The sequence below is a fragment of the Paenibacillus sp. FSL R7-0128 genome, assembly GCF_038002245.1.
Lineage (GTDB): Bacteria > Bacillota > Bacilli > Paenibacillales > Paenibacillaceae > Paenibacillus_AQ > Paenibacillus_AQ silagei.
Genome location: NZ_JBBOCD010000001.1, coordinates 6293092 through 6310427, shown reverse-complemented (window position 1 = coordinate 6310427; position 17336 = coordinate 6293092). Strand labels below are relative to the sequence as shown.

General features: G+C 51.7%; 18 protein-coding genes. 14 read left to right on the top strand and 4 right to left on the bottom strand.

Going from position 1 to position 17336, the window contains the following annotated elements; translation table 11 throughout:
* Positions 1-22 precede the first annotated feature (22 nt).
* The 7 genes from NST26_RS26665 (at position 23) to ltrA (ending at position 6682) form a co-directional block, all read left to right on the top strand.
* Positions 23-1042 (top strand): uroporphyrinogen decarboxylase family protein, encoded by a 1020-nt coding sequence (locus NST26_RS26665; RefSeq protein WP_340950418.1) that lies wholly within the window; start codon positions 23-25, stop codon positions 1040-1042.
* 12 nt (positions 1043-1054) lie between these two features.
* A complete protein-coding gene (locus tag NST26_RS26660; protein ID WP_036721985.1) occupies positions 1055-1888 on the top strand; it encodes a MetQ/NlpA family ABC transporter substrate-binding protein in 834 nt (277 codons plus the stop codon).
* A 22-nt stretch (positions 1889-1910) separates the two neighbouring features.
* The gene (gene proC / locus NST26_RS26655; RefSeq protein WP_445323345.1) at positions 1911-2720 is read left to right on the top strand and encodes a pyrroline-5-carboxylate reductase; all 810 of its coding nucleotides are present in this window, start codon (positions 1911-1913) and stop codon (positions 2718-2720) included.
* Positions 2720-3493, top strand: coding sequence for a VOC family protein (locus NST26_RS26650; protein WP_340950422.1), 774 nt, complete (start codon positions 2720-2722; stop codon positions 3491-3493). The genes proC and NST26_RS26650 overlap by 1 nt, the downstream gene beginning before the upstream one ends.
* Positions 3494-3615: 122 nt before the next feature.
* On the top strand, positions 3616-4095 hold the full coding sequence (locus tag NST26_RS26645) for a DinB family protein (RefSeq protein ID WP_340950423.1): 480 nt from the start codon (positions 3616-3618) through the stop codon (positions 4093-4095).
* Positions 4096-4118: 23 nt separating this feature from the next.
* Positions 4119-4658, top strand: coding sequence for a GNAT family N-acetyltransferase (locus tag NST26_RS26640; RefSeq protein ID WP_340950425.1), 540 nt, complete (start codon positions 4119-4121; stop codon positions 4656-4658).
* Positions 4659-5383: 725 nt separating this feature from the next.
* Positions 5384-6682 (top strand): group II intron reverse transcriptase/maturase, encoded by a 1299-nt coding sequence (gene ltrA / locus NST26_RS26635; RefSeq protein ID WP_340950427.1) that lies wholly within the window; start codon positions 5384-5386, stop codon positions 6680-6682.
* Positions 6683-6977: 295 nt separating this feature from the next.
* Here ltrA and NST26_RS26630 read toward each other — a convergent pair whose 3' ends face one another.
* Both NST26_RS26630 and NST26_RS26625 read right to left on the bottom strand, forming a co-directional pair.
* Positions 6978-9773, bottom strand: a complete 2796-nt coding sequence (locus NST26_RS26630; protein ID WP_340980244.1) for an O-antigen ligase family protein — start codon at positions 9771-9773, stop codon at positions 6978-6980.
* Between the two features lie 341 nt (positions 9774-10114).
* Positions 10115-10324, bottom strand: coding sequence for a hypothetical protein (locus tag NST26_RS26625; RefSeq protein WP_036701644.1), 210 nt, complete (start codon positions 10322-10324; stop codon positions 10115-10117).
* A gap of 199 nt (positions 10325-10523) precedes the next feature.
* On the opposite strand from NST26_RS26625, the gene NST26_RS26620 reads away from it, so the two are divergent.
* The gene (locus NST26_RS26620; protein WP_036721970.1) at positions 10524-11186 is read left to right on the top strand and encodes a YheC/YheD family protein; all 663 of its coding nucleotides are present in this window, start codon (positions 10524-10526) and stop codon (positions 11184-11186) included.
* Between the two features lie 327 nt (positions 11187-11513).
* Complete coding sequence (locus NST26_RS26615) at positions 11514-11657, top strand: sporulation histidine kinase inhibitor Sda (RefSeq protein WP_036721967.1); 144 nt, start codon at positions 11514-11516, stop codon at positions 11655-11657.
* A gap of 132 nt (positions 11658-11789) precedes the next feature.
* Here NST26_RS26615 and NST26_RS26610 read toward each other — a convergent pair whose 3' ends face one another.
* Positions 11790-12764 (bottom strand): NAD(P)/FAD-dependent oxidoreductase, encoded by a 975-nt coding sequence (locus NST26_RS26610; protein ID WP_036721965.1) that lies wholly within the window; start codon positions 12762-12764, stop codon positions 11790-11792.
* 325 nt (positions 12765-13089) lie between these two features.
* Here NST26_RS26610 and NST26_RS26605 point away from each other — a divergent pair, with 325 nt between their 5' ends.
* The 4 genes from NST26_RS26605 (at position 13090) to NST26_RS26590 (ending at position 15913) form a co-directional block, all read left to right on the top strand.
* On the top strand, positions 13090-14283 hold the full coding sequence (locus NST26_RS26605) for an NAD(P)/FAD-dependent oxidoreductase (protein WP_036701637.1): 1194 nt from the start codon (positions 13090-13092) through the stop codon (positions 14281-14283).
* Position 14284: 1 nt separating this feature from the next.
* Positions 14285-14557 (top strand): hypothetical protein, encoded by a 273-nt coding sequence (locus tag NST26_RS26600; protein ID WP_340980243.1) that lies wholly within the window; start codon positions 14285-14287, stop codon positions 14555-14557.
* 202 nt (positions 14558-14759) lie between these two features.
* Positions 14760-15074, top strand: coding sequence for a transposase (locus NST26_RS26595; protein WP_340980241.1), 315 nt, complete (start codon positions 14760-14762; stop codon positions 15072-15074).
* The gene (locus NST26_RS26590; RefSeq protein WP_340980240.1) at positions 15029-15913 is read left to right on the top strand and encodes an IS3 family transposase; all 885 of its coding nucleotides are present in this window, start codon (positions 15029-15031) and stop codon (positions 15911-15913) included. Before NST26_RS26595 ends, NST26_RS26590 begins: the two co-directional genes overlap by 46 nt.
* A 70-nt stretch (positions 15914-15983) precedes the next feature.
* On the opposite strand, the gene hemQ is transcribed toward NST26_RS26590, so the two are convergent.
* Positions 15984-16742, bottom strand: coding sequence for a hydrogen peroxide-dependent heme synthase (hemQ, locus tag NST26_RS26585; RefSeq protein ID WP_036721960.1), 759 nt, complete (start codon positions 16740-16742; stop codon positions 15984-15986).
* A gap of 268 nt (positions 16743-17010) precedes the next feature.
* On the opposite strand from hemQ, the gene NST26_RS26580 reads away from it, so the two are divergent.
* Positions 17011-17307: a YuiB family protein gene (locus tag NST26_RS26580; RefSeq protein ID WP_036721959.1), complete on the top strand. Its 297-nt coding sequence runs from the start codon at positions 17011-17013 to the stop codon at positions 17305-17307.
* The last annotated feature ends 29 nt before the right edge of the window (positions 17308-17336 follow it).

Sequence of the window (17336 nt, the reverse complement as noted above, 5' to 3'; positions counted from 1 at the left end):
ACGAGACAAAGGGGATAGGCAGATGAGTGTATGGAGCAAGCAGGAGCGTTTTCAGGCGATCTTATCCGGGGAACTTGCGGACCGGCCGATGATTAGCGGATGGCGCCACTTTATTGACAAGGAGCAGAACGCTGAGGACTTGGCGTCGTCTACGATTTCTTTTACGGAGAAATATGATTGGGACTGGGTGAAAATCAACCCGAGAGCGACCTATCTGGCGGAAGCCTGGGGAAATGAGTATAACTTCGCAGATTACCGGACGGTATTTCCGAGACAGCTGACTACGGCAGTTCCGGCAGCCGCGAATCTCTGGGATCTTGAGGTGAAAAAAGCCGCACAAACCCCTTCGCTGCTGGAGCATCTGGAGGCGGTAAGGAAGATCCGCCAGGGCTTGCCGGATACACCGCTGATTCAGACGGTATTCTCACCGCTCACGGTATTGCTGTTCATAGTAGGACGTTCTGCTTATGTTACGGAGACCGTATTCGGGATTGAGCAGCCGGTGACGCTGGAATCGCTCTTCAAGGAACACCGTGCCGCTGCGCATCATGCCCTGCATGCGATTGCCTTAACCTTGGCCGATTATGTGCAGGAGCTGCGGCAGGCGGGATCAGATGGACTGTTCTATGCGGTGACAGGCACAGCCCACCCCGGCTTATTTGATGAAGCGATGTTCGATGAGCTGTCGAGACCGTATGATTCCATCGTGCTGGAGGCGGCGAGCTATGGCAAGAATATTTTACATACCTGCGGCGCTCATGCCCAGCCTGAGAAATTCAATGATTACCGGATTGACGGGATCAGCTGGGATACGGTAGCCGAAGGCAATCCTGGGCTGGACGCCGATCTCAAGGCTACGAAGGTGGGCGGAGTGGATCATGGGCTGTTTGCCGGAAATCATCTGGAGCAGATTGAACAGCAGGCTAAGGAAGCCTTGGCCAAGATGAAGGGGCAGCCGTTTATTCTGTCGCCCAACTGCGCCATTCCGCTGACGGTTACAGACGAGGCATTAGTGCATTTTAAAAACACAGTATTAGGATAGGGGATGAGAGTGATGAGAAAATTACTGGCGGTTCTACTGATTAGTTCGATGGCGGTGCTGGCGGCTTGCGGTAACAATAAGGAAGCGGCAAGCTCCGGGGATAAAAAGGAAATCACAGTCGGATTCGGCGTAGGTACGTATGAGGAGCAGTTCCGGCAATCCATTCTCCCGATCCTGGAAGGAAAAGGGTATACTGTAGATATCAAAACCTTCTCGCAGAATATGCAGGTCAACCCGGCCATGAAGGAAGGCTCGATTGACGCGAGTATCTTCCAGAGTACGGCCTATATGGATGCGATCAATAAGGAAATTGGCGCCGATATGGTAGGCATTGCTTATGTTCCAGGTGCACCGCAGGGGCTGTACTCGGTTAACCACACGACGCTTGACGATGTGAAGGACGGCACTACCGTCGCGATTCCGAACGACCCGGTTAATCAGGAGCGCGCGCTGCGGATTCTAGAGGAGCTGGGTTGGGTCAAGATCAAAGAGGGCGCCGGGGTAGCGGACTTCAATGTCAACAGCGTGGAGCCGGACAAGTTCAAGATTGACCTGAAGGTGCTGGACCCGGCACAGATTCTGGTCTCGCTGCAGGACGTTGATTATGGTGTAGTGAACGGGAATTATATCGCTAACGCTCCCGACCGCAAGATTACAGATGCGCTGAAGATTGAGAATACGCCTATGCAGCACAGAATCATCGTATCGGTGAACAAGAAGGACCAGGATACCCAGTGGGCCAAGGATCTGAAGGCTGCGTATGAATCCAAGGAGTTCGAGGAATACATCCTGGGACAGGAGAAATATGCCGGGTTCATTCTGCCGGAGGCTTGGGCCAATAACTAATCTAATCAGGGAGTGAATGGGAGTGTCAAAAGGCAAGATTCATTTCATTGGCGGCGGGCAGATGGCGGAAGCGATCATCCGGGCCTGCCTGGCAGGCGGCACGCTGGCTGCCGGACAGATCAGTGTGTCAGATATTAATGAGGCCCGGCTTGGGCTTCTAAAAACCAAATATAACGTAGACACGGATAGCGCGCAGGAAGAGGCGCTCTCCGGCGCAGAACTGATCGTCATCGCTGTTCGCCCGCAGGATAATTTGGCTGCACTTGGAACTCTGATCCAGCAATCTGCCTCACCGTCTGCGGTCATTGTATCGATTGTAGCGGGGGTAACGATTGACCAGCTTGGAGATTATTTCGGAGCAGAACGTCCGATTGTCCGCGTGATCCCGAATACCTTGACCGATACCGGTTATGGATACAGCGGTGTAGCTCTGAATGCTGCCGCTTCTCTGGAGCAGGTAGAAGCATTTCTGCTGGGCTTCGGCAAGGTGCAGGTTCTGGAGGAATCCTATATTGATATCTTCACCGGCTTCGGGGTAGCCGGACCGAACTACATCTATTATTTCATTGAGTCGTTCACAGATGCCGGAGTTCTTGCCGGACTGCCGCGGGAGCAAGCCTGGAAGGTGGCGCTGGAGAATATGCTGGGAGCGGTGGCTATGCTGCAACAGACCGGACTGCATCCAAGACAACTGCTGGATATCAACAACTCGCCTGGCGGCGTCGGTATGCACGGCTTGTATGAGCTGAACAACAGTGATTTCGCTGCCGGATTGCAGCGGAGTGTACTGGCCGCGGTGAAGCGGACCACGGAGCTGGGAGTGAAGAAGTAATGGCCGTACTGAAATGGGATCACCTTGTACATTATGTGAATGATCTGGACCAGCCGGTTCAGCTCTTCGCGGAGCATGGACTAACAGCCTTCCGGGGCGGATCGCATAAGGATTGGGGAACGTATAACGCCCTCAGTTATTTCGGGCTCACCTACCTGGAGTTTCTCGGGATCGAGAACCTGGAGCTGGCACGGGCGACCAAGCATAATGTGGTGGTGCGGGATGCCGTCACGCTTTTGCCGGAGCATGAAGTGCTTAGCCGGGTGGTGCTGCGCACGGATGATATTGAAGCTGTTGAGGCAACGCTGAGGCAAGCGGGTATGTTATTGTCGCCGGTCATTGACGGCCGCCGTCTGGATGATCAGGGCCGGTTGATCGAGTGGCGGATGATGACCATTGACGGTGACTTCCAGGGACTGCCCTATCCGTTCATTATTCAGTGGAACGAGAGGGATGAGCAGCGGCTGGCTAGTCTGAACAGTGCGGGAATCAACCGTCCTCACCCTGCAGGCCAGGTGGAGGTCGTCAGTGCAGGCTTCCGGGTCAGCGATCCGGCCGCTGCCGCCAGCCACTGGAGTGAACTGTTTGGTCTTCCGGTGAGCGCACCTGCGGATGGTTCGGATGGCAGCTACAGCCTTAAGGCCGGAGACCAGACGTTTGAATTCACGCCAGGGGAGGAGAACCGGCTCAGCCGGATCGTGTTCCGCACGGACTCCCCTCAGCTGAAGGGACAGACGCTGGCTGTTGGCGAAGGCGAGTACGTGTTTGAATAAATGCAGGACAAGCTTAGGGGACAGGCTGTTGCCGCAATTAGCGGTAGCGGGCCTGTCCTGTTTTATGTTAAAGTGTGACACAAGAATGGAGTAAGGGAATATATGGAGAATGGAGGCAGCGGATGCAGAAGCTATTTGAGTATAACTGGCAAGTGCGCCAGGATTGGTTCAACTGGTGCAGCGGGGTGGACAGGGACGAATTGATGAGGCCGCGCACCGGGGGCTTAGGCTATATCCTGCCCACGTTGTATCACATTGTAGCGGTTGAATACGGTTGGATCTGCGGCGGCATTCAGGAGAGAGTCATTGAAATTCCAGCATTCGGGGAAATCGCCAGCCTGGAGCTTGTGCAGGATTTCTCCGCCCGCTGCCATGCGGAGCTGGCTCCGTTTGTCTATGGCTGGTCGGATGAGCTGGAAGACCGGATTATGGTTGATATTACGGATGAAGGGGAACGCGAGCCCCATCCCTACGGGGAAGTGATGCGGCATGTGATCGCCCATGAGATCCATCATATCGGCCAGCTCTCGGTATGGGCGCGGGAGATCGGCAAGCCGCCGGTGACAGCTAATTTGATTGGCAGAGGGTTGTTCGACAAATAGAAGCGTAAGGAGGCCACAGAGATATGGAATTTGAGACCAGACGTCTGATCATCAGAGAGTTCACTCTAGAGGATATAGGGCAGGTACATGAGTATGCATCTGATCCGGCAGTAGTAACGCATTCGATCTGGGGGCCCAATTCTCTGGAGGATACCGGCGAATATATCCGCCATACGCTGACATTGCAGCAGGAGGAGCCGCGCCAGGGCTTCGAGTATGCGGTAGTTCTGAAGGAGAACGGGCTGCTGATCGGCGGCTGCGGCCTGCATATTACCGGAACAGGCCAGGGAGAGATTGGCTATTGCTACAACAGGCTGTACTGGGGACAGGGCTATGCTACTGAGGCTGCCGCTGCACTGCTGGACTTGGGCTTTCATAAGCTGGAGCTTCACCGGATCTATGCCACCTGCCGTCCCGGGAATATCGGTTCCGCGCGTGTGATGCAGAAGCTTGGCATGACATACGAAGGGCATCTTAGAGGACATATGTATCATAAAGAGAAGTGGATGGACTCCTACCAATATTCGATTCTGGAGGATGATTATAAGGGGCTGCACCGTTGACAGCGGCGCAGTATACTGCATTCATTGTTTTTCGCTAATGGCGACTAATGCGACCGGAAATCTTCAACTCTAATTGCATTTTATACAATAGATTTCACTTTAGTTCACACTAAAATGCAATCTGCTGTATTTGATACATTTGATTTCTGGATTTTTGCTTGGGAATGCCTAATTATTGAAATTCTACTGTACAAAGTGGAGCGACCGAGCCTAGGTTGAGTAACTTAGCAGGTGGAACCCCTGCTTGGAAAGGCGAAAGCCACGCCACCAATAGCGAGTCTTGGAGCGGCAAGGGTAACCCTGCCGTTTAAGCGTAGACAGTTAGGATGCAGGCCTGAAAGTGATGGAGCCTCGAAATGCAGCAAACGGGAAGGTCGACGGGCTCACTTTCCCGGAAGACAACATGACTCCAGCCGAAAAAAAAAAAAAAAAAAAAAAGGCGAGGATGGAGGAGCTTCCCCGGGGTCGAAGAGCCAGGCATGTATACCCATGGTTACTCAGCAACTCGGGAGACCCTGACGCTCTTCTGCGAGAGAAGTACTATTTAGGAACCTTTGCAGGAGTATGGCAAACAAGCCGTAACACGTAAGAATGTCAAACGGCGTTCAGGGAGTCGGATTGCCGCATAAGACCTGTGAAACCCCTGTAATGGGGGCGGAGGAAAGGCAGGCGACACCCCATCAATCTTGGTAAGGACACATTGGCCACACAGAGGTGGGAAAAAAATGGAAACGAAATTAACAAGAATAGCAGAAATGGCCAAAGCAGATCCGAAGTTACGGTTCAACTCCATCGGACATCTCATTGACACAGAAGCATTAAAGAGAAGTCACAAAGAGATGAAACCGGGAAAGGCAACCGGAGTCGATGGATCGACCAAAGAGACGTACGAAGCCAACGTGGAAGCGAATGTAACACACCTGGTGGACCGGTTAAAGCGAAGAAGCTACAGACCTCAGCCCGCGAGAAGAGTGTACATCCCAAAGGACGGGAAAAACATGCGGCCCCTAGGAATTCCTGCGTATGAAGACAAACTGGTGCAACATGCGCTGAAAAGAGTACTGGAAGCCATTTATGAACAAGACTTCATGGATTTCTCGTATGGATTTCGCCCGAACCGAAACATGCACAGTGCGCTGAAACATCTAAACCGGGTCATCGAGCAGGGAAAAACCAGCTATGTCGTCGATGCAGACATCTCCGGCTTCTTCAACCATGTAAATCACGAATGGCTGATGAAATTCCTCGAACTGCGAATCGGAGATCCAAACATCCACCGGCTGGTGAGACGGATGCTGAAAGCAGGTATTCAGGAGGATGGACACTTTGAACCGACGGAGGAAGGAACTCCCCAAGGTTCGGTGGTGTCGCCCCTGCTAGCCAACGTCTACCTGCACTATGTCCTTGACCTATGGTTTACCGTGACGGTGAGGAAGCAGTGCGGGGGGCAAGCCGAAATGGTGCGCTTCGCCGATGATTTTGTATGCTGCTTCCAGTACAAAGAAGATGCAGAACGCTTCTATACCGCACTTGTGCTCCGGCTGGAGAAATTCGGGTTAAGCATTGCGGAAGAGAAGACGAAAATCATCGCGTTCGGTCGTTTTGCGGAAGCAGAATCACGGAGGAAGGGCGAAGGGAAACCGAAAACATTCGATTTCCTAGGCTTCACGCACTACTGCGCCAAGAGCCGAAAAGGAACCTTCCGGGTAAAGCGTAAAACGAGTGGGAAGAAATTCAGACAGAAGGTCAGAGCCATGAAGAGCTGGGTCAGGTGGAATCGCCACATGAAGCAGGAGGATTTCCTAGGCGTCATCCGGTCCAAACTGTCGGGACACTACCGATACTATGGAATCACGGATAACTCGGAGAAAATAAAAACCTATTACATGCAAACGCTCGACTTGATCTATACATGGCTAAACCGCAGAAGTCAGCGCAGGAGTTTCACCTGGGAGAGGTTCTACGAAGTGCTAAACGAATTCAGGCTACCTAAGCCGCGGATCTACGTCAATATCTACGATTAAGGCCAATTGTGAACGATGGGGTGAAGAGCCGTATGCGTAAATTGCGCACGTACGGATCTGTGAGGGGTAGGGGCACAATCCACGAAGGAAAGGCCCCGCCTACTCGACCAATAGATTGTCTTTTTGGGTGAATTTCAGAGGTATCTATTGTAGGAAATACAACAGAACCAAAAACAGAAAAAATCCAGCAAAAAAAACGGGGGCAATAGCCATGAAATGGAGGCACTGCCCCCGCAGACAGTAAAGAGCGCCCAGCCGTTCAGGCAGGCGCTCTTTACTGTTATTTGATTGGCGGTTACAGCGGCATTCCCGCCACTTCATTAATCCTCGCCGCTTCTTCCGGGTCAGCAGCGATCAGCTTCTGATAGACCGCCTGATCCTGGGCGCTTTGCAGTCTCTGTTGAACGGCCAGCAGCCACCGGGCAAGCTCACGGTTGACAGGGTCGCTGTAGTCCTCACTGAGGCCTTGCTTCAGTGTGGCTTCTGCGGCCTGCATGTCCTGCGACAGATACTGGATTTTACCGGTATTCAGCAGCATATCCGGCGTGACGGTAACGCCCTGCTGTTGTGCATCCCGATCTGCGGCGGCGTAGGTATAGGCATCCAGTCCGGTTTTGAAATACCGCTGCTTGTTAAGCGTCTCCTGGTCCTTGATCTCCAGCTTGCCCTCGGCCGCAGCTTCCTGCGACCGCTTCAGGGCTGCGGCTCCCAGCTCCTGGGACCGGGCAATCACTCCGCTGTACCAGGCGGTTGTCCACAGGCTTTCGCTGTCGGTCAGATCCTCGTATCCGCCCGTGAAGCCCTGCTTCACAGCCGCGGCAGCCGCGTCCTTGTCCCCGGACAGGAATTGTACTCTCCCTGCGCTTAGGCCAATTGTAGGTGTGACGAAGAATTCACGGCCCTGAAGCTGCTCAGGAGGGAGGCTTTTCAAATGCGCAATGCCGTCCGTTACATGTCTGTACGCGGAGAGCGCGGAAGCGAAATACGTCTGTTGCCCGGCTTCATCCTGCTTGGAATAAGCTTGCTGTCCAAGGAGTGAAGCCCGGCTGATGAACTGGGCATACCAGTTGATATCCCACATGAACTTGTCCGCGTTGTCCAGGTAGACATGATAGGCGGCATCGCTCTCGCCCTTCAGGTCATAGTAGCTGGCGAGCTGGGTCAGCAGCTCTTTGTTGGACGGCTCATCCTTCAGCGCACGGGTCAATACCGCATAGGCCTCGTCCAGGAACTGCTCGTTCTTGGTCTGCTCATACACCTTCTGATCCAGCAAGGACAAGTACATAGCGGATTCGGGGTGGTAGGGGCGGATGTTGAGTGCTTTTACCAAAGGAGCCTTGATCTCCTCATAGGACTGGCTCACTTGGATCAGCTTCTTGGCGGCATAAGCCTCAGAGCTTGACCGGATGTACCCCAGAGACAGGAAGAGCAGGTAGCCTGTGCCGACTCCGAGTACTGTGAAATAGCCAGCTCTGATCCACAGCTTGTTCCACGTAAAGCGGAGCGGCTTGCTCTCCATGGCCACAGCCATTCCCCCCAGAGAGAGGAAGACGAGCATACCCATGAACGCATAACTGAGGTTGAAATCCAGCAGGCTGTGAACGAGAATGGACAAGGCGATAATGAGATAGAAGAATCCGTTGTTATAGTCATCGGTCTCCCGTCTCAGGTACTGTCTGCTGAATTTGTAGAAGATAAACAGGATGAAGCCCATGAACACCAGAAAGCCGACAATGCCGACTTCAATCAGATATTGCAGGAAAAAGTTATGCGCCTGGCGGCTCAGATAAGGGTTGTTCTGATAATGCTCATAGAGTGTAGCCCAGCCGCCGCCGCCCGCGCCCAGTACCGGGTAATCCTTGACGACCTTCATGGCATCCTCGTAAAAGGTAAAACGCTCCAGGACACTGTGCTGCCTGAAGTTGATATTCTCCAGCCGTGTTCCGATATTCGCCGGGAGAATATTACGCGCGCTGGTGCCGATGAACAGGAAGGCGATGATCGCGACGCCAGCCACAGAGACGGCTGGAATCCACAATCCGCTCATGCGGCGGGACTCGAGTCTGCCGAGCTTGCGGCTCAGCCAAGGAGCCAGGTAACGCTGGACCACCAGGCTCAGCGCACCCGCAATGGCCGAGGCTCCGAGCAGATAGCCCCAGCCCTTAAGGGCAGCAGACGAGTTGAACTCCGCATTCAGCTCCAGGCCGAGCCGTGTGACCGGGCTTGTGATCAGAAGGGAGCATAGGCCGGCAATGACGAGATGTACAATCCACAGAATCTGCTGCACAGGCTTCAGGAAGAGCAGCAGGAGGATGAATACTACCGGCAGCAGCACGAGTCCGCCACGGGATAAGGTAAGCAGCAGCGAGACAATGATTGGCACCAGCATGAAGCCGTGCAACAGCTGTCCGGCCCATTTGCGGGAGCGGATCAGCGCGAAGACGGCCACGAACAGAAACGCCATCAGGAAGGCTGCATATGTATTGGCATACTGAAAAATGGAAGTCAGGCGCAGGCCGTTCGAATCAGTCATAACTGCATCGTTATACCTGCCGTTAATTACGGTCTCTGAGAACCAGCCCACCAGGCTTCCAGCCAGTTTCCAGCTTCCGAGCCAGTTGAGCAGTCCGAAGCCTACGATCAGGTAAGCGAGGGTAAGCACGCTATGCTGGACGGCGGAATTGAGCCGCTTGTGCCGGAGCAGAAGGATGCTGATGATGAAGACTGCGGCATAGGTGAACTGGGTGAACAGCATGTTCATCGCCGAGTACCGGGAAGCTGCGCCGAATAGCGACAGGGCATAGGTTACGGGAAGCAGAATGGCCGCTGCAGTGAGCAGGTCACGCTGACTCTCCAGCTTGAAGGTTCTGAGATACAGGATCGCAGAGGCCAGCATCAGAAGCCCGCTCACCAATGCAGCTACATAGATAGGCTTCTCGAACTCCGCCCTCATTCCGTTGAACAATCCGATCTGAAAAGCGGCCCAGCCAAAAAACAGCAGGAACGCAGCGCAAATCATCCAAGCTGCCCCTGAAAGCTTGTCCGTAGCTTTGACAGAAGCCGCCTGTTTTCCGTACACAGGTTTCGACACGATAGAATCTCCTTTTTCAAAATAGTAGGTCTTCCAATTTATTGCACATACATATTACGGATATAAAGTGAAAAAGTTGTTGTCTGAACGGAAATTTCAAAGATTGGAGTGTCTTGCAGGAGAGGAGGGAACGGAAAAGTGGGGAATAGGCCGGAACCTGCTCAGCGAATGAAGCAGTCTGTCCGCACAGGCCAGCCTGAAGCAGTTTTCATAGAATAAGGTAACGGAGCGAATCTATGATTCATGTAAGAATGGACGCTTAAGAGTTCCGCCCGAAGGCAGCAATGACGGCAGGGGAACGCGCAATCCGCATCCTGGGCCACTGCTGCCGGGAACAAGCTTCAGGCGGGGATAATGAATTTCAGGTTAATCATGAACACGATCAGGGCGGAGGCCCCCAGGGAAAAGGCGATGCAGCCGGCACCGAGCACTCTGCGCCGGTCCTTGATGAATTTGAAGCCAAGCGCACAGACGAGTATTGTCGTTCCTGCCAGTACAACAGACATGCCGATCATCGCAAACCAATACAGGATTTCAAAAAACTCAGCCATTAGGAAACCCTCCCTTTCAGGCAATAATACAACGAATTTTAATGATTTTCCAGTCAAATGAATCAGGGACATAAGGCCCCGCAGCCATATGCCCTTTTTTGCTGTGGCCTGCTATACCACGGACAATCATACAGGAGGGCACGGCCTTTCGTGAGTAATCTATAGGGTAGGCTGGGAATGCGAAAGGAGAGGGCAAATAATGGCGGGGAGAGAACTGGCAAGCAAGCTGCTGAAGACGGCGGCGCTGCTTAGCGATTCACGGGTTGCCGGTTACATTCCGAGAACGCGGGAATATAGTGCTGCCGGATTGTCCGCGATGCTTGGAAGATACGGCAATGTTGTCATCAAGCCGGTTGTAGGCGGAGGAGGATATGGTGTCATCAAGGTGTTCCGGGATCATAGGGGGTATGGCTTCACGTATATGCAGAGCACACGTATCTATGGAGACTTTACTTCCATGCGCCAGGCACTGGACAGATTCAAGGTGAAACGGAAATATTTGATCCAGCAGGGAATTTCCCTTGCACGGATCTCCGGGCGTCCGATTGATTACCGGGTCAAAGTAGTGAAGAACGGCGAGCACTGGGAGTTCCGATCTATGGTAGGGAGAGTCGCCCGGCCGGGATTGTTCGTTACGAATCTCTGCAAAGGAGGTACGATGCTCAGCTGCCGCCAGGGACTGCGAAGATCATTACCAAGAGTGGGGACCTCATCCAAAAAGGCGGAGATGCGCAGGCTGACCCTAATCTGTACCGAGCTGCTGGAGCGTCATTTTCCGGGGATCGGTGAACTGGGCTTCGACTATGCTGTAGATCATCGGGGGAAGATTTGGATTCTGGAAGTAAATACAAGACCAAAATAATTAATAAAATTTTTATATTTGACGATAAATACAGTAATAGGATAATATTGCGTTTAGTTGTTTAGATTCAGAGGTAATACAACAAGAAATATCCCAGCCAATTATGAACATTCTAAAAAAGTTTTTGTGTGGAAATGTCAGGTTTCAGCCCTGTGTATAACTGTTATCCCCATAGTCCACTGCGCAATTGCTGACATTATAACCCTTACTCACATATTATACACAGGATTTCCACAGCAGCTTGTGGATAATGAGAACGCTTGTTCGAAAAATGATAGTTTGCTATGATAGATTCAGATCCAAATAAAGGAAAGGTAGGTGAACGTTATGGTTGAATTGTCGGATGAGATGCTGCTTGACTCTTATCACAGAGCGATAGAGCTGCATTTGGAGCATGATTTCATCGCCCTGCTTCTCGCTGAAATTCGCAAACGGAACTTACACTCTCCAGACCATGCGGTTCTGCATTAAAGATCAGAGCACATCCTGCAGCATTGGACTTCTTTAAACCGCAAGCATCAAGGAATAGGGTATCTTTTCAAGTTGAGGTGGAATCAACCTGAAAGGATACCCTTTTATTATGGCTATAAGGTTATAGACAACCTAGAGCTTAAGGTTACTGCTGTGTCCCGGAGACAGCTTCGCATCCGGATCAATATACACCTTGGCGTTATTGACTGCTGTTGGCGCTTCTCCGAATCCTACAGCAATCAGCTTCAGCTTGCCCGGATAAGTCGTGATATCGCCAGCGGCGAAGATTCCTGGAATGCTGGTCTCCATGCGGGAGTCAACTACAATAGAGTTGCCCTCAATGTCGATTCCCCACTCGGCAATCGGGCCCAGAGAGGAGACAAAGCCGAAATTGACAATAACGCTGTCTACTTCGATTTCTTGAGTTTCCTTGGTCTTGATATGGGACAAGGTGACCTTGGTAATGAATTCTTCACCGTGAAGCTCAGTGATCTCGGACGGCGTAATCACATTTACCTTAGAGGCCATCAGATTCTCTACACTATGCTCATGCGCACGGAATTTATCGCGGCGGTGAATCAGGGTTACCTGTTCAGCGATCGGCTCCAGCATCAGCGCCCAGTCCACAGCGGAATCGCCGCCGCCGCTGATCAGCACCTTTTTATCCTTATAAGCATTCAGATCATTTACGAAATAATGCAGGTTGGCTTTCTCGAAGCGCTGTGCATCCGGTACCTCCAGACGCCGCGGCTCAAATGCGCCTACGCCTCCCGTGATGATAACGGCTTTGCTGTGATATTCAGCCTTGTCGGTGGTGACGGTGAAATGGCGCTCACCCTGCTTCACAACCGATACGACCTTCTCCTCCAGACGGATATCGGACTGGAACAGCTCCATCTGCCGGGACAGGTTGTCCACCAGCTCCTGTGCGGTAATTTTGGGGAAGCCGGCGACATCGTAAATATATTTCTCAGGATACAGAGCAGCAAGCTGCCCTCCGAGTTGGGGCATACTCTCAATAAGGGTTACTGAAGCCTGGCGCATACCGCCGTAAAATGCGGCAAACATACCGGCTGGTCCTCCGCCTATAATCAGCAGATCGCTCATAGGAACGGTTTGCTCTAATGTCACGTAATATTACACCTCCGAGTTGATAGTTTCAATTTGCCATACAAGCGTACCTACTCATTATAAACATAGTCTCACCTGCCTGCAAAGGCCCTGATTTCAAAGAAAAAGTGTGACATTTTGTTGTATGATTATATTTGATTAAAACGATACTAAGGTTTACAATGGATATGGTTATTTTAGAAATCCTTTAAGTTTTATTGGAAATTCTTCTGAATTTAAGTGTATAAATTCACAAAAGAAACCTGATTTTTTTACAAAAAATAACACATAGACAGATTCACCTGTTGGAAGGAGCCGGAACATGAGCAGTATTCCCAAAATCGTTATTCTAGGCGCGGGGTATGGAGGGATTTTGACCGCCCAGCGGCTGCAGAAAGCTTTGAATTATAATGAAGCCGATGTAACCCTGGTTAACCGCCATGAATATCACTATTTCACGACCCATCTGCATATGCCTGCAGCGGGCACGGACAGCATCGAGCATACACGCGTATCTATCTCCAAATTAATCGATGAGTTCAAGATTGATCTTGTCAAATCCTCGGTGCAGGAGATCCGCACCCAGCAGAAGAAGGTTATTCTGGAGGACGGAACGCTCTCGTATGATTACCTAGTGATTGCCCTTGGCGGTGAGCCTGAAACGTTCGGGATTCCGGGACTCGACAAATATGCGCTGACCATCCGCAGCATCAACTCTGTGCGGCTGATCCGGGAGCATATCCAGTACCAGTTCGCCAAATACAAGAATGAGAATAATGCACAGGAGCATATCAACTTCGTCATTGGCGGCGCGGGCTTCAGCGGGATTGAATTTGTTGCGGAGCTGGCTGACCGGATTCCTGCACTATGCAAAGAATTTGATGTCGATCCAAGCATGGTCAACATCTATAATATAGAAGCTGCGCCTACGGCTCTGCCGGGATTCGCGCCTGAGCTGGTTGAGCATGCCATGACCGTACTCACCAAGAAGGGGGTAACCTTCAAGATGGGCGTAGCGATCAAGGAATGCCTGCCTGGCGGCGTAATTCTGGCCACGGGTGAAGAGATCAAGGCTTCCACCATTGTATGGACCGGCGGTATCCGCGGGAACCGTCTGATCGAGGCTGCCGGCTTCGAAGCGATGCGCGGACGGGTGAAGGTAGACGAATATCTGCGGGCTCCGGGACATGAGAACATCTTCATCATAGGTGACGGCTCCCTCATGATTAATCCGGAAGGGCGTCCTTACCCGCCGACGGCACAGATTGCAATGCAGCAGGGAGAATGCTGTGCGCATAATCTAGTAGCGGCCATCCGCAGCCAGCAGCCGAAGAAATTCGCCTTCAGCAACAAGGGTACCGTAGCTTCACTTGGTAAGGGCCAGGGAATTGCCGTAGTCGGCGAGAAGACGTACAAAGGCTGGAAGGCAGCGCAACTGAAGAAGGTTGTCGATATGCGCTACCTGCTCATCATCGGCGGCATTCCGCTCGTGCTCAAAAAAGGAAGATTCCTCTAAGATGCGCCACTGCAGCGTGCAAGTACGCGGACTGCTGACGCGCGAGGAGCTCGACCGCTATAATGCTCTGATTGAGGTAGGCTCTTATCTGGAGGATCAGACGCGGTATGATCTGGCCTACAATATCCAGAAGGAAATCGACATTCTCATTCTCCCGGCCATCGAACGCCTGAAGGATAAGGGCCGCGCGCGTGACCGGGCGACGGCTGAATATCTGGAGAGTCTGCGTGACGGGGATGAAGACGAAGAGGACGATAAGGAACCTTCGGTCTAAGTGGAGGTAGAAAAGACGTACAATGCAAAGAGAGCCGTGCTTGCAACACGGCTCTCGGGTGCAATAGCCGCTTTTAAGGGCGGCGGCTTTCGGAAAAGTAGTCAAGAAATAGACCGTCTCCTTTGATGAAGTGCACCCCTTAGAATAGACATTGGATTAAACCCCTGGTTTAACCGATGAAATTCTAGGGGGTGCATTTTTTATGCCAGCGGTAAAGGGACAGAAATTTAAAGAGTATCCGTACGAGACAAAGGTGGAGGCTATACGCCTTCATGTAGTAGAAGGTTGGACTTACCGTAGAATAATGGAGAAGTTTGAAATTACAGACAGACATCGTCTCAAAGATTGGATGAAGAAGTATAAAGAATCCGGTGAGTTTGGACTCATCGATCATCGGGGAAGACGAGAGGAATATGTGGATCAAGATAGACAAGTGCAGCGGCTGAAACGGGAAAACGAAATGCTAAAAAAGTGTTTAGAAATCTGGATGCAGGAGATGAAACGCAAAGGTATATAAGCATTGAGAGAGCTGCAAAAGAGTATCCCGTTAGCGAACTCTGTAAGATTTTCGGTGTCTCCAGAAGTGGCTACTACGCCTACCTTAAACGCAAAAATCAAGATCGGAATCAAGCAGACAAAGCGCTTGTAAAGAAGGTCTACGAGCACTACAACGGAGTATACGGCTACCGGCAGCTTCAACTGTTCTTACTGCAGGACCATGGAGTCTGGATGAATCATAAGAAGGTACTTCGGCTTATGCAGGTGCTAGGGATCCGCTCACGAATTCGGCGAAAACATCGCTGTAACTACGCTTCTTCGACCGAAGGACGTGTCGCTAAAAACCTACTGAAACGGGATTTCAAAGCGGATGCCCCTAACCAAAAATGGGTTACCGATGTAACTCAATACCGGGTGGGGGAATCGTGGCTCTACCTTTCTGCGGTGAAAGACTTATTTAACAATGAAATTGTAGCCTACCATATGAGTCATAGAAATGACAATCCACTGGTTCTACAAACCTTTGAGAAGGCCTTTAACCAGACAAAAGACGTGACCGGACTGATCGTTCACAGCGACCAGGGATTCCAGTACACGTCTCATGCATACCATGACATGCTGCCAAAGGTTGGCGCCCGAATCAGCATGTCTCGCCGAGGAAATTGTTATGACAATGCCTCCATGGAAAGCTTCTTCTCGCATCTCAAAACGGAAGGGCTCTACCCTTATGATATCCGAAATGTGGACGAGGCACAAAGGCGAATTGAAGCCTATATTCAATTTTACAACGAGCATCGACCGCAGCGAAAACTAAATAAGCTACCTCCGGTAGAGTACCGGAAGCAGCTTATAGCCTAGGGGCTTTTTTCAGTGTCTATAAAACAGGGGCTTGACCATTGACCAGGGCGGTCTATTTGCGTTTATGCTGTTACAGCTTCAGCATCTCCTCAAACGATTCTTCGTTCAGCAGGTTGCCGACATAGAAGGGGCCGAACTCTCCGTAGCGGGCGCTGACTTCATCGAAGCGCATCTCGTAGACGAGCTTCTTGAACTGCAGGGCATCCTCGGCGAACAGAGTCACGCCCCACTCCCAGTCATCGAAGCCGACAGAGCCGGTGATGATCTGCTTCACCTTGCCGGCATAGCTGCGTCCGATCAGGCCGTGCGAATACATCAGCTCCCGGCGTTTCTCCATATCCAGCATGTACCAGTTGTCGGCAAGCTCACGCTTTTTGTTCATCGGGTAGAAGCAGATATGCTTCATTTGCGGCAGTACAGGCTTCAGCCGGGCAGCGACATGCGGGTTCAGCATCGGATCGCTGCCGTCACCGGCACTTCCTCCTGCGGCGTAGTTGCTGAGCTCAACGATGCTTACATAGGAATAAGCCTTCGTAGTGTATTGGGCAAAGGCGATTTTGTTAAAAGCGGTCTCCAGCGCATTCAGCGCCTCCAGACTCTCTCTCAGAAACATCATCACGAAATCTGCCTTCTGGCCCACGATGGAATAGACAGCAGTGCTGCCCTCCTTCGCTTCCTCGACAGGTCCCCACTCCTGCATGAAGGCATGCAGCTCCTCCAGGGCCACTGCCCGTTCCTCGTCATCGGCTGCCGTCCAGGCTGTCCAGTTCAGTGAGCGGAAGTCATGCAGCGCATACCAGCCTTCCAGTGTCAAAGCGGCTTCGTTCAAGTTGTTCACTCCTTATAGGTTATCGGTGGAATATCCTCGCGTAAAATCTTCTTGGTCCGCATACCTTAAATATGTATGAACATAGGTCGGGTGCTATTTGCATTGTAGCGCAGCGGGCGGCAGAGAGCAAACGCCAAGGCCCCCATTCACGCGAATTCCGGTATTGAGCGCGATAATGTTCATTGCTTCGCTACATTTTTTCTAGTAAACTTACTATTATATAAGCTTAGGTGTGCGGTTCTTTATAGAGAGAGGGGATGGCGGTACGATGGGCTTTATTCCGGTGTTTGTTCTGGCCGTTTTATTCTTTGTGATGATGTTCGGCATTGGCTTCATTCTTAACATGCTGATGAAGACTACCTGGTTCCCTGCCTATCTGTTCGTCATTGTCATTCTTCCGGTGGTGGTCTACTCCATCTGGGACCGGAGCGCGATGTCCTTATGGGAGCACCTCTCTACCTTCCACATTGTGGATTATCTTACCGGGGTAGCCGGTCTTGCCGGAGCGGTGCTGAGCGGCTGGACCATTCAGAAGCTGCGGCTGGGCGGATACAAGATGTTCTAAGCGCTGCCTGAAGTGCGGTACAACAAGAA